Source organism: Pseudomonas sp. UBA4617, from assembly GCF_002386445.1.
Classification (GTDB): Bacteria; Pseudomonadota; Gammaproteobacteria; order Pseudomonadales; family Pseudomonadaceae; genus Aquipseudomonas.
Genome location: NZ_DGIR01000009.1, coordinates 1 through 12148 on the forward strand (window position 1 = coordinate 1; position 12148 = coordinate 12148).

The 12148-nt window shown below is 62.2% G+C and carries 12 protein-coding genes; 8 read left to right on the forward strand and 4 right to left on the reverse strand.

Annotated elements, in window-relative coordinates; genetic code table 11:
* Positions 1-31: 31 nt before the first annotated feature.
* Positions 32-325, reverse strand: a complete 294-nt coding sequence (locus tag B4L76_RS02235) for a DUF1330 domain-containing protein (RefSeq protein WP_296230198.1) — start codon at positions 323-325, stop codon at positions 32-34.
* A gap of 77 nt (positions 326-402) precedes the next feature.
* Between B4L76_RS02235 and ribBA the strand changes: the two genes are divergently transcribed.
* From ribBA to B4L76_RS02270, 7 genes are all read left to right on the forward strand, one after another.
* Complete coding sequence (ribBA, locus tag B4L76_RS02240) at positions 403-1524, forward strand: bifunctional 3,4-dihydroxy-2-butanone-4-phosphate synthase/GTP cyclohydrolase II (RefSeq protein WP_296230200.1); 1122 nt, start codon at positions 403-405, stop codon at positions 1522-1524.
* A 219-nt stretch (positions 1525-1743) separates the two neighbouring features.
* Entirely contained in the window at positions 1744-2769 is a 1026-nt protein-coding gene (locus tag B4L76_RS02245; RefSeq protein ID WP_296230202.1) for a polyamine ABC transporter substrate-binding protein, read from the forward strand.
* Positions 2766-3683, forward strand: coding sequence for an ABC transporter permease (locus B4L76_RS02250; protein WP_296230203.1), 918 nt, complete (start codon positions 2766-2768; stop codon positions 3681-3683). Before B4L76_RS02245 ends, B4L76_RS02250 begins: the two co-directional genes overlap by 4 nt.
* A 6-nt stretch (positions 3684-3689) precedes the next feature.
* Positions 3690-4499: an ABC transporter permease gene (locus tag B4L76_RS02255; protein WP_170029338.1), complete on the forward strand. Its 810-nt coding sequence runs from the start codon at positions 3690-3692 to the stop codon at positions 4497-4499.
* A gap of 19 nt (positions 4500-4518) precedes the next feature.
* Positions 4519-5667 carry an ABC transporter ATP-binding protein gene (locus B4L76_RS02260; RefSeq protein ID WP_296230208.1) on the forward strand — a complete coding sequence of 383 codons (1149 nt, stop codon included), beginning with the start codon at positions 4519-4521 and terminating at the stop codon, positions 5665-5667.
* Between the two features lie 273 nt (positions 5668-5940).
* Entirely contained in the window at positions 5941-7242 is a 1302-nt protein-coding gene (locus B4L76_RS02265; protein WP_296230209.1) for a phosphate ABC transporter substrate-binding/OmpA family protein, read from the forward strand.
* 185 nt (positions 7243-7427) lie between these two features.
* Positions 7428-8492 (forward strand): TerC family protein, encoded by a 1065-nt coding sequence (locus tag B4L76_RS02270; RefSeq protein ID WP_296230211.1) that lies wholly within the window; start codon positions 7428-7430, stop codon positions 8490-8492.
* Positions 8493-8816: 324 nt separating this feature from the next.
* On the opposite strand, the gene B4L76_RS02275 is transcribed toward B4L76_RS02270, so the two are convergent.
* The 3 genes from B4L76_RS02275 to B4L76_RS02285 all read right to left on the reverse strand — a co-directional run bounded on the left by B4L76_RS02275 (position 8817) and on the right by B4L76_RS02285 (position 11111).
* Entirely contained in the window at positions 8817-9209 is a 393-nt protein-coding gene (locus B4L76_RS02275; protein ID WP_296230212.1) for a hypothetical protein, read from the reverse strand.
* Positions 9202-10602, reverse strand: a complete 1401-nt coding sequence (locus B4L76_RS02280) for a PAAR domain-containing protein (protein WP_296230213.1) — start codon at positions 10600-10602, stop codon at positions 9202-9204. Before B4L76_RS02280 ends, B4L76_RS02275 begins: the two co-directional genes overlap by 8 nt.
* A gap of 140 nt (positions 10603-10742) precedes the next feature.
* Complete coding sequence (locus tag B4L76_RS02285) at positions 10743-11111, reverse strand: histone-like nucleoid-structuring protein, MvaT/MvaU family (protein ID WP_296230489.1); 369 nt, start codon at positions 11109-11111, stop codon at positions 10743-10745.
* Between the two features lie 294 nt (positions 11112-11405).
* Here B4L76_RS02285 and B4L76_RS02290 point away from each other — a divergent pair, with 294 nt between their 5' ends.
* Positions 11406-12077, forward strand: coding sequence for an OBAP family protein (locus B4L76_RS02290; RefSeq protein WP_349679062.1), 672 nt, complete (start codon positions 11406-11408; stop codon positions 12075-12077).
* Positions 12078-12148 lie beyond the last annotated feature (71 nt).

A 12148-nucleotide genomic window follows, 5' to 3' on the forward strand; every position in this document is an offset into this window, starting at 1 on the left:
GGTTTACCCGCGAAGAGGCCGCAAACCCAACTCAGGACTCGACCCCTTCGACAATGATCACCTCAGCCTTCGCCACCCCCTGACGATGACTGCACGCCTCCTGGTACAGCGCGGACCGGTAACACGCCAGCGCCTGCTCATACGAATCGAACTCGATCACCACGCTACGCTGAGGGGTAGGCCGCCCCTCCATCGCCTCGCTGCGCCCGCCACGGGCCAGAAAGCGGCCGCCGAACGCCTGGAAGGCAGCCGGGGCGCGCTGGGTGTACTGCTGGTATTGCTCGGGGTCGGTCACGTCCACATGGGCGATCCAGTAGGCCTTCATGCGTTGCTCTCCTGTTACGGCGATATTATGTATTATGGTATACCATAATAATCATCCTATCACCGTGAGCGTGCAACATGGCATTCAATACCATCGAGGAACTTCTCGAGGACTACCAGCAGGGCAAGATGGTCCTGCTGGTGGATGACGAGGACCGGGAAAACGAAGGCGACCTGCTGATCGCCGCCGAGCGTTGCGACGCCCAGGCCATCAACTTCATGGCCCGCGAAGCGCGTGGCCTGATCTGCCTGACCCTGACCGACGAACACTGTCAGCGCCTGGGCCTGGAACAGATGGTGCCGGCCAACGGCAGCGTGTTCAGCACCGCTTTCACCGTATCGATCGAAGCGGCCAGCGGCGTGACCACCGGCATTTCCGCTGCCGACCGCGCGCGCACCGTAGCCGCAGCCATGGCCCCCGGCGCCCGCCCCGAGGACCTGGTGCAACCGGGGCACATCTTCCCCCTGCGCGCCCGCGAAGGCGGCGTGCTGACCCGCGCCGGGCACACCGAAGCCGGCTGCGACCTGGCGCGCCTGGCCGGTTTCACCCCGGCTTCGGTGATCGTCGAAGTGCTCAACGACGACGGCACCATGGCCCGCCGCCCCGACCTGGAGGTATTCGCAGCCCGGCATGGGATCAAGATCGGCACCATCGCCGACCTGATCCACTACCGCCTGAGTACCGAACAGACCATCAAGCGTATCGGCGAACGCGAACTGCCGACCGTGCATGGCAGCTTCCGCCTGGTCACCTATGAGGACCGCATCGAAGGGGGTGTGCACATGGCCATGGTCATGGGCAACATCCGCCGCGAACAGCCGACCCTGGTGCGGGTACACGTGATCGACCCGCTGCGCGACCTGGTAGGTGCCGAATACGCCGGGCCACCCAACTGGACGCTGTGGGCGGCGCTGCAGAAAGTGGCCGAGGAAGGCGCCGGGGTGGTGGTGATCCTGGCCAACCATGAGTCCTCCCAGGCCTTGCTCGAGCGCGTACCGCAGCTCACCCACCCGGTGCGGCCTTACCAGCGGGGGCAATCGAAGGTGTACTCCGAGGTCGGCACCGGGGCGCAGATTCTCCAGGACCTGGGCGTGGGCAAGCTGCGTCATCTGGGTCCACCATTGAAATATGCCGGGCTGGCCGGGTACGAGCTGGAGGTTGTGCAGAGCATCCCCTTCGAGCCTGGGCTGGTGGGCTGATACGCAGCCTGGCAGGGACAGAGTGATGGCCGGTAGCCCATAGCTCTTGCCAAAAGCTTGGAATACCATAATATGATATCCCGTAGACCTTAAATCTGTTGGCCGCCTCCTACAATTACCAACGGCCTTCAGACACCTTGTTTTAGCGGCTCCCCGAACACGATTGGCGGGCGCATCACAGGCCCCGCCTCGAATAACAAAAGCAACGAGGGCGTAACCATGCTGTTGAGCAAACGTGTAACCGCAGTGCTGTCCGCCAGCCTGCTGACCCTGGCCTGCCAGGCCGCCCAGGCTGCCGACAGCCTGAACTTCGTCAGCTGGGGCGGTACCACCCAGGACGCCCAGAAAGAAGCGTGGGCCGTACCCTTCAGCAAGGCCAGCGGCATCAAGGTGGTCCAGGACGGCCCCACCGACTACGGCAAGCTCAAGGCCATGGTCGAAAGCGGCAACGTGCAATGGGACGTGGTCGATGTCGAAGCCGACTTCGCCCTGCGGGCTGCCAGCGAAGGCCTGCTCGAACCCCTCGATTTCAACCAGATCAAACGCGACAAGATCGACCCACGCTTCGTCTCCGACCACGGCGTCGGTTCGTTCTTCTTCTCCTTCGTGCTCGGCTACAACGAAGGCAAGCTCGGCGCCAGCAAACCACTGGACTGGACGGCGTTGTTCGACACCAAGACCTACCCGGGCAAACGCGCCCTGTACAAATGGCCCAGCCCAGGCGTGCTGGAACTGGCCCTGCTGGCCGATGGCGTGGCCCCCGACAAGCTCTACCCGCTGGACCTGGACCGCGCCTTCAAGAAACTCGACACCATCAAGCAGGACATCGTCTGGTGGGGCGGTGGCGCCCAATCGCAGCAGCTGCTGGCCTCAGGTGAAGCTTCGCTCGGCCAGTTCTGGAATGGCCGCGTCTACGCCCTGCAGCAGGACGGTGCGCCGGTGGGCGTGAGCTGGAAGCAGAACCTGGTCATGGCCGACTTCCTTGTGGTGCCCAAAGGTGCCCGGAACAAGGACGCGGCCATGAAGTTCCTGGCCAACGCCAGCAGCGCCGAAGGCCAGGCCGAGTTCGCCAACAAGACTGCCTACGCGCCGGTGAACGTCGACAGCGTGGCCAAGCTGGACAAGGACCTTGCGCAGAACCTGCCCACCGCCTACGCCCAGGACCAGGTCACCCTCGACTTCGCCTACTGGGCCAAGAACGGCCAGGCCATCGCAGCCCGCTGGAATGAGTGGTTGGTCAAATGAAAGTCGCCATCAACGCCCTGCATAGCGCGCAAGGTGCCCCCACGGGCACCGGCGCACCGGGCGCGGCTCAGCGCCGCGCAAGCCTGAGCCAGCGCTGGAAAGGTAGCCGCAACCTGCTGCCAGCCCTGTTGTTCCTTGGCCTGTTCTTCTTCGCCCCGCTGGCCGGCCTGTTGCTGCGCGGGGTGCTGGAGCCGACGCCGGGGCTGGGCAACTACGAGCAGTTGTTCGCCAACTCGGCCTATGCGCGGGTGCTGTTCAACACCTTCTCGGTGGCCGGCGTGGTCACCCTGATCAGCGTGCTGCTGGGTTTCCCGCTGGCCTGGGCGATCACCCTGGTGCCCAAGGGCTGGGGCCGCTGGCTGCTGAACATCGTGCTGCTGTCGATGTGGACCAGCCTGCTGGCGCGCACCTACTCGTGGCTGGTGCTGCTGCAGAGCTCGGGGGTGATCAACAAGGCGTTGATGGCCATGGGTATCATCGATGCGCCACTGGAAATGGTGCATAACCTGACCGGCGTGGTGATCGGCATGAGCTACATCATGATCCCGTTCATCGTGCTGCCGCTGCAGGCCACCATGCACGCCATCGACCCGATGGTGCTGCAGGCCGGCTCGATCTGCGGCGCCAGCCCGTGGACCAATTTCTGGAAGGTGTTCCTGCCGCTGTGCCGCTCGGGGCTGTTCTCCGGGGCACTGATGGTGTTCGTGATGTCGCTCGGTTACTACGTCACCCCTGCCCTGCTGGGCGGTGCGCAGAACATGATGCTGCCCGAATTCATCATCCAGCAGGTGCAGTCCTTCCTCAACTGGGGCCTGGCCAGCGCCGCGGCCGCACTGCTGGTGGTCATCACCCTGGTGCTCTTCTACCTGTACCTGAAGCTGCAGCCGGAATCGCCGGTTGGCAACGCGAGGTAAACCGCCATGCTCCTGTCTCCCAATGCCATGGGCCGCCCGCTGCGTACCGGCCTGTACCTGACCACCGGGGTCATCGCCGCCTTCCTGTTGCTGCCGGTGGTGTTCATCGTGCTGTTGTCATTCGGCTCGTCGCAGTGGCTGGTGTTCCCACCGCCGGGCTGGACCTTCAAATGGTACGGCCAGTTCTTCTCCAACCCGGAGTGGATGGACGCTGCGCTGGCCAGCCTCAAGGTGGCCCTGCTGACCACCGTGGCAGCCGTGCTGCTGGGCCTGCCTACCGCGTTCGCCCTGGTGCGTGGCCGTTTCCCTGGCCGCGAACTGCTGTACGGGCTGTTCACCATGCCGATGATCGTGCCACTGGTGATCATCGCAGTGGCGGTGTACGCGCTGTTCCTCAAGCTTGGCTACACCGGCACGCTGTTCGCTTTCGTGGTCAGCCACGTGATCGTCGCCCTGCCCTTCACCATCATCTCGATCATCAACTCGCTGAAGCTGTTCGACCAGTCGATCGAGGATGCCGCAGTGATCTGCGGCGCTTCGCGGCTGCAGGCGATCTTCAAGGTGACTTTCCCGGCGATCCGCCCGGGCATGATCGCCGGTGGCCTGTTCGCCTTCCTGGTGTCGTGGGATGAAGTGGTGCTGAGCGTGATGATGGCCAGCCCCGACCTGCAGACCCTGCCGGTGAAGATGTGGACCACCCTGCGCCAGGACCTCAGCCCGGTCATTGCCGTGGCCTCGACTCTGCTGATCGGCCTGTCGTTGCTTGTAATGTTCATTGCCGCCGCCTTGCGCCGGCGCACCGAAGTCAACGCCTGAGCGCGCGGAGAAAACAATAATGAGTGCAGTGATGAAAGAAAACGCGCCAGGCAAGACCCTGGTCAGCCTGCGCGGCCTGAACAAGCATTACGGCGACTTCACCGCCGTCGATAACCTCGACCTGGACATCCAGGATGGCGAGTTCCTCACCTTTCTCGGCTCCAGCGGTTCGGGCAAATCCACCACCTTGTCGATGCTGGCCGGTTTCGAAACGCCCAGCAGCGGCGAAATCCTGGTCGACGGCCAGTCGCTGGTCAACGTGCCACCGCACAAGCGCGACATCGGCATGGTGTTCCAGCGCTATTCGCTGTTCCCGCACCTGAACGTGCGCGACAACATCGGCTTTCCGCTGGCCATTCGCAAGCTGAGCGCCGCCGAGACCAGCAAGCGTGTCGACGCCATGCTCAAGCTGGTGCAACTGGAGCAGTTCGCTCACCGCAAGCCGTCGCAGATGTCCGGCGGACAGCAGCAACGGGTGGCGATTGCCCGCGCGCTGGTGTACGAGCCACGCATACTGCTGATGGACGAACCCCTGGGTGCGCTGGACAAGAAGCTGCGCGAAGACCTGCAGGACGAACTGCGTCAGCTGCACCGGCGCCTGGGCATCACCATTGTCTACGTCACCCATGACCAGGAAGAAGCCATGCGCCTGTCGCAGCGCATCGCCATCTTCAGCCACGGCAGGATCGTCGGCCTGGGCACCGGTTACGACCTGTACCAGAACCCGCCCAATGCCTTCGTCGCCTCGTTCCTGGGCAATTCCAATTTCCTGCGGATCAAGGCCAGCAGCAACGGCGCAGGTAGCTTCGAAGGGCAGCCGGTGGCGATCCGCCTGACGCCGGGCCTGGCTGCGTCGCAGGAGGCGCTGATCATGGTGCGCCCGGAAAAGGCCCTGGCCCTCACCGCCGAGCAGGCCGTGCGTGAGCCGCTGCCGGCGGGCTGGAACGAGGTCAGTGCCAAGGTTGGCGAGGTGTTGTTCCTGGGCGAGAGCCAGACTTGCCACGTAGTCACTGCGGGCGGCACCGAGCTGACCGTGAAGGCACTGTCGGCTGCGGGAATGCCGATGCAGCCGGGCGATAGCGTGAAGGTGCGCTGGGCGGTGGCAGATGCCTGCATCTACACCGAATGGGCCGACAGCGATTTGAGCAAATCCGCCGGGGCGCATTGAAATGACCGGGGCGGCTGCGCGGCCCAGCGCCGCCAAGCCGGCTCACCCCGGCACCGCGCAAGCTTCGAGTTGACGCTGCCCCTGTAGAAGCGGCTTCAGCCGCGATCACTGGCAAAACCGGCGCCAGCCATCGCGGCGCCTGCTTCGCGGATCAGTTCCGCTGCTACTGGTGTGACCTGAACCGGCTTCGCAGTATCGCCTGGCGGCTGTCACATTATCATCACGCTACTGTCGTAATCTGCCGGCCATCTCTATGCCACAGGGCTAACCGGCATGCCCCGCCTGCTTGTCTTGCTGCTTTCCCTGCTTGCGCAGATGGCCCACGCCGAACACCTGCGGGTGCAAGGTTCCAACACCATAGGCGCAGCGTTGCTGCCGGCGTTGGTCCAGGCGCAATTGCGCGCCCGGCATGCCACGGCGATCGAACAGCACCCCGGGCAACTAGCCAATGAAACCGTGATTACTGCGCGTGACAGCCAGGGGCAGCCGATACGCGTCGATATCGCCGCCCACGGTTCCAGTACCGGCTTCACCGCCCTGGGGCGTGGCGAGGCCGACCTGGCCGCCGCTTCGCGGCCGATCAACGACAGCGAAGCGGGCCAACTGCGCGCACTCGGCGACCTGCGCGGTGCCGCCGCCGAGCAGGTGATCGGCCTCGATGGCGTGGCGGTCATCGTGCACCCCGACAACCCGCTGCCCCAACTCACTACAGCGCAACTGGCACAAGTCTTCTCCGGTCAGATACAGCGCTGGGAGCAGTTGGGCATTGCCGGTGGCACCATCCATCTCTACGCCCGTGACGACCGCTCCGGCACTTACGAAACCTTCAAGGCGCTGGTGCTGGAACCGCGGCACGAAACCTTGTCGGCCACGGCCAGGCGCTTCGAGTCCAGCGACGAGCTGGCCGCGCAAGTCGGCGCCGACCGCCTGGCCATCGGTTTCAGCAGCCTGTCGGCTGTGCACCGGGCCAAGGTGCTGGCGGTGGCTGAAGGCGACGCGCCGGCCATGCTCCCCGAGCGCGCGCTGGTGGCCAGCGAAGACTATCCACTGTCGCGGCGTCTGTACTTCTACCTGCCGGCCAATCCGAAACTGCAGGCCAAGGCCCTGGCAGACTTCGCCCAGAGCCCGGCCGGCCAGGCGATCGTCGCCCAGCAGGGTTTCGTCTCGCAGCAGATCAATGCCCAGCCTGTCACGCCGCTGGCCGACATGCCACCCCGTTATCGCGCCCTGGCACAGCAAGCGCAGCGGTTAAGCGTGAACTTTCGCTTCCAGGAGGGTAGCGCGAGCCTCGACAGCAAGGCGTTGCGCGATGTGCAGCGGGTAGCCGAGTACCTGCGCCAGGCCGGCAAGCTGAACGGCAAGGCAGTGCTGGTGGGGTTTGGCGACCCCAAGGAAACACCCGGCCGTGCCGCGCTGCTTTCCCGCCTGCGCGCCCAGGCGGTGCGCCGCGAGCTGGCGCGCGATGGTGTCGAGGTGCTGCAGGTGATGGGCATGGGCGACGAACTACCGGTGGCCGGGAACGAACTGGAGCAAGGGCGCCTGCGCAACCGCCGGGTCGAGGTGTGGGTGGACTGACCGCAGCTGCGTGCCGGGTCGCCGCAACACAGGTCCCGGCAAAAAAATGTAACAGCTCCCCATTCGGCATCCCCGGCAATCAGGACTAGGATCAAGACCATGTGATACCGGGCCCCTCTGACGGCTTCCAGGCCGCCATGTCGGATCACTGTTGCCATGCAACGTCGACATTCAAGGAGGGGCTCATGACAGCTCTGCACACATTCCTCACCACCCCGTTTCTCGGCACCAGCGCCTGGTTGTGGCTACTGTTCGTGGTCATCGTCGTCGGCCTGCTGGTGCTCGACCTTGGCGTGCTGCACCGTCACGACCGGGAAATCGAAATGCGCGAAAGCCTGTTGCTGTACTCAGGCTATTTCAGCGTCGGCGTGCTGTTCGGCCTCGGGGTCTGGTATTACCTGGGCGCACAACCGGCGCTGGAGTTCTATACCGGTTTCCTGGTCGAGCAGTCGCTATCGATGGACAACGTTTTCGTCATGGCGATGATCTTCAGTTATTTCGCCATCCCCCGCCGCTACCAGCACCGCGTGCTGTTCTGGGGCATCCTCGGCGTGGTCGTGCTGCGGGCGATCATGATCGGTGTGGGCGCGGCGCTGGTGCAGAACTTTGCCTGGGTGTTGTACCTCTTCGGCGCGTTCCTGCTGTTTACCGGGGTGAAGATGGCGCTGTCGAAGGAAGACCACCGGCCGGACCTGGCCAACAACCCGATCCTGAAGTTCGTGCGGCGGCACATGCGGGTCACCGAGCAGATCCACGGCGCGCATTTCTTCGTACGCCTTGCTCCGCCCGGCCAGAGCAAGGCGCTGCGCCATGCCACCCCACTGTTCCTGGCGCTGGTGCTGATCGAACTGGCCGACCTGGTGTTCGCCGTCGACAGCGTGCCGGCGATCTTCGCCATTACCCAGGACCCGTTCATCGTCTATACCTCGAACATCTTCGCCATCCTGGGGTTGCGCTCGCTGTATTTTGCGCTGGCGGCGCTGATGCACCGGTTTGTGTACCTCAAGTATGCGCTGGCGATGGTCCTGATCTTCATTGGCTGCAAGATTTTCTATCACGGCATGGTGGGCAAGGTGCCGGCGCTGCTGTCGTTGGGGGTGACGTTCGGGTTGCTGTTGGGTGGCGTGGTGGTTTCATTGGTCAAGACGCGGGGGGAGAAGGTGGCTGTCATAAATCAGTCAGTCGAACAACCTGCAAATTCCAATCGTACAATCGACCAGAAAGAGGAAGACCCGCAGATGCGGGTCTGAGGTTTCGTTATCCTTTAATCATAAGGTAACCCACCAATGACCAAAGCAGCGCAACAAGAATCATCCAAAACGCAATAATCATCTTTCGCTTCAAGCACGGCGGAAAGTCCTTCAGCTCCTGCTCATCAAGCCAGCCCATATATAGGTGCATCTTGGGAAACGCAACCAAGGCGCTCACCGTACTTAACAACAAACAGCGGGACCTCAGGCTCCCCTCCCAAACAGGCTTCATTTGCTCCAGATAAGGGTTGCTTGTGATAGCGGATAACGCGACTTTATAATCGCGAGACACCGCGATTTGCACATGTAGTTCTGAATTCACCGTTAGTCAAATTTGAACAATGCCCACACGACAAACATCCAAATAAGACCGGTCATGGTTAGCCAAGCCGAGACCTTCAACCTGCGTTTAAGCCTCGGCGGGAACGCTTCTAACTCTTTGGGATCCAGTTGTCCCATACGCAGTACCAGCCAGGGAAATGCAACCAACCCACTTACCGTACAGAGCGTCAAGCAGCGCCATTTAAATGATCCAGCGCCCCATGCACGCTTGATGCCTTCGAAATAGGGATTGCTCGTGATGGCCGAGCAGGCGATGCCATAGTCTTTTGTCAACGTCATGACAGCACTGAGAATTAGCCCTGGCATGCCGATAACAAATGGACTTAATAATAATATTACTTTGGCGAGAGGTTGCCAGCCAGCAATATCAATCACTGGTCCCCTCGTAAATAAACTCACCAACTGATTCACCAAGTTTGCCGCCCAGCAGACCTCCAGTCATGCCGCTGGCACCCACCAGCACCACACCGCACACTGGCGCCGCGAGGCCTGCAGAGCCCATGGTAACAACGGCGCATATTGCTCCAGATACCAAGGTTGCTCCTGAAGAACCAAGCATAGCTCCAGCGGTTCCAACAGCAAAACTTCCCGTTTCGGTCATTCTGACCTTTTTACAAGCTTCAGTCTCACCAGCTCGACAAACCTCTCGTACCGTCAGATAAGATGAGGCTCCTCCCAGCCCAAATGCAGCATATCCTCCATGCTCAAGGTACTTGCTAAGCCGCGCCACCTTGTCCAGATGCGTCGCATACCCTGGGATCTGCCTCGGCCCGCCCGCCTTCGACCAATGATGCACAAGACTCCTGGTCGAAATATTCAAGCGCTTCTTCAGCCGTTCGTAGTTGCCCAGATCCAGTTGCTTGTTAAGAAATGCCACTTTCAACTGGCCATCCAGTTGCTGCAGCAACTTTCGCCGCTCGGCAAAGAAGCTCGGGCTGTTCAGGTGGCCATGCCGGATGAACTCGCGCTGGTGCAATAGCTCAATACTGGTCAGCGTATTACTGACCTGCTTTAACCCTTGTTCCAGCATGTCCTTGCCGACGCCCATGGACTGGCTGGCATTGCTGAGCAAGCCGGCGATTTCGGCCTGGTGCTCCATCATGAAGTCCGCTTCGGCGAAATCGAGCACTGCCAGCGCACGGCGTGAATGCTCGGCCGCCGCCATCAGCTGGCCTTCCTCGCGGGTGCAGGCATCACCGTTGTCAGGGTCACCGAGGACGAAGATTTCCCCTGCCTTGAAGCCCTGTTCAAACGTCGGGTTGAGCCGCTGCAGGCGGGAGATGGGTAGGGTGGCATCGTGCTCGGCCAATTGCAGCAGCACCTGCGCGAACGACATGCGCCGTGGCACTACATAGAACCCGGGCTCCAGCGTACCGGGCAACGCCCCCACTACCGGTTGGGAGAAGTGTCCGGGGTACAAGGCGTTTGACGGCTCGGCAAAGTGGGTATTGGCCCGGCCCATAACAGGCTGCGTAGACGGTGGCGCCTCATGCAACGGTGCAACAACCCGATTACTGCCCGGTGGGCAGCCACAGAGCACCAGCGCACCGTCCACGGCCACCCGCTGGCCGCCGGAAATAAAATGGTTTACGCCTTCGGCGACAGTGCCCGCCTGCCCGCAGAGCGGGCACGGCGTGGTACGGTCACCCTCGCGAAGCACCATTCGACCGTCGGCGAGATAGCCGGCGCCCGTCGCTATACAGACAGCACCCGTAGTGGTGACATCACCATCGACTGCCTGCCCTCTTCCCTCCAGACTGACGCGCATCCACAAGTTCCCTGTACCTGGTTCAGGGATGGAAACCTAGCATCCACAGGGGGACTTCGAGGGCAGGGAGTCAAAAATCAGAAGTTTCCTACGGGCTGGCCAAGCTTACAGTTTCGCCTGGTTTCACCTGCCTGGGCACGCTAACGAACCAGCCAGTTCTCAACTTCTTCAGCGCCATGTTCAGCTTTCCAGGCCTTCATCTTCGCGTGGTTGCCGCCCTTGGTTTCAATCATTTCACCCGTATGCGGGTTCTTGTACTGTTTCACCTGGCGCGCGCGCCGCTTGGCTTTGGGCGCAGCGGCGGGCTGAGCCGGGCGGCGACCGCCTTGCGGGTCCAGCAGGCTGATGATGTCGCGCAGGCTGAACTCGTACTTGGCCAACAAGTTGCGCAGTTTGGTTTCAAACTCGATTTCTCTTTGCAGCTCGGGGCTGCCTTTCATGGCTTCCAGTTCGGCAAGTTGAGCAGCCAGTTTCTGTTCCAGCTGGCGGAATTCGGCAAGACGGGACATTAGGGGTACCTTCTTCAGGACGGCCTGGGTTGTCTGGGTTGACAACCAATTAGTGCAGCCACGCAAGTACTAAGTTCCAGGCCATTGCACCAGCTGTACCGCCTGTCCCGTGAATTCAATGTTTTGCACCAACTGGCGGTCTTCTGCCCACACCCCATGGAGACCGATTACATGAAGTTCATCGCATGCTGGCTGCGCCTTTCAGTCGCCTGTCTTGCCCTCTGGGGCTGCTCCACGCCCCGAACAGTGTCGCCTGTCGACGCACCCGGAAAACCCGAGTCCGGAACCACCAGAATGTTGGAGGCAGGCGCAGCGCTGTTGCAGGACAAGCCCCCCATCGAAGCGCTCAATGCCTATCTGGATGGCTTCCACTTCTACAACGGCCACCCCGACATCCAGATGGAAGCCCACCATTACTGCTCGGTGCTGAACGAAGATGTCATCCAGTGCGTGATCTACGACGGCAATACCCGTAGCGCCAAGATCATGGGCGTCGAGTACATCATCGACCAGAAGCTGTTCGCCCACTTGCCGGCAAAGGAGAAAGCCATGTGGCACAGCCATGGTTATGAAGTATCGTCTGGCCAACTGGTAGCACCAGGCATCCCCGCGCCGGCAGAACATGCGCTGATGCAGCGCCTGGCACATACCTATGGGAAAACCTGGCATACCTGGCACACCGACCAGGACAAGGCGCTGCCGCTCGGCGTCCCGCAGTTGATGATGGGCTTTACCGCCGATGGCCAGGCCAACCCGGCCATGGTCGAACAACGCAACCGGCGCCTGCGCATCGATACGGCCGACAGCAAGGCGCAACGGGCCGACATCGCGATACCCGCACCCGACCCGCAGGCCAACGGCTGGCAACGGGGCAATGTCATCCAGCTCGTCGACCCGACCGGCGCCCACCTCCATCGCCCCAGCCAGGCAACACCGGAAAACACCAACAGCCGCTCCAGCCGCTAGCCGTTCTATGGGCTTCCTGACGAAAAGCCCGCGGCCACCGGTCTGGCTGCGCCCTGCCTGTGGAAGCGGGC

Bases quoted from the DNA above. Each gene is read 5' to 3' on its own strand.
- B4L76_RS02235 (WP_296230198.1), bottom strand. From the start codon at position 325: ATGAAGGCCTACTGGATCGCCCATGTGGACGTGACCGACCCCGAGCAA.
- ribBA (WP_296230200.1), top strand. From the start codon at position 403: ATGGCATTCAATACCATCGAGGAACTTCTCGAGGACTACCAGCAGGGC.
- B4L76_RS02245 (WP_296230202.1), top strand. From the start codon at position 1,744: ATGCTGTTGAGCAAACGTGTAACCGCAGTGCTGTCCGCCAGCCTGCTG.
- B4L76_RS02250 (WP_296230203.1), top strand. From the start codon at position 2,766: ATGAAAGTCGCCATCAACGCCCTGCATAGCGCGCAAGGTGCCCCCACG.
- B4L76_RS02255 (WP_170029338.1), top strand. From the start codon at position 3,690: ATGCTCCTGTCTCCCAATGCCATGGGCCGCCCGCTGCGTACCGGCCTG.
- B4L76_RS02260 (WP_296230208.1), top strand. From the start codon at position 4,519: ATGAGTGCAGTGATGAAAGAAAACGCGCCAGGCAAGACCCTGGTCAGC.
- B4L76_RS02265 (WP_296230209.1), top strand. From the start codon at position 5,941: ATGCCCCGCCTGCTTGTCTTGCTGCTTTCCCTGCTTGCGCAGATGGCC.
- B4L76_RS02270 (WP_296230211.1), top strand. From the start codon at position 7,428: ATGACAGCTCTGCACACATTCCTCACCACCCCGTTTCTCGGCACCAGC.
- B4L76_RS02280 (WP_296230213.1), bottom strand. From the start codon at position 10,602: ATGCGCGTCAGTCTGGAGGGAAGAGGGCAGGCAGTCGATGGTGATGTC.
- B4L76_RS02285 (WP_296230489.1), bottom strand. From the start codon at position 11,111: ATGTCCCGTCTTGCCGAATTCCGCCAGCTGGAACAGAAACTGGCTGCT.
- B4L76_RS02290 (WP_349679062.1), top strand. From the start codon at position 11,406: ATGTTGGAGGCAGGCGCAGCGCTGTTGCAGGACAAGCCCCCCATCGAA.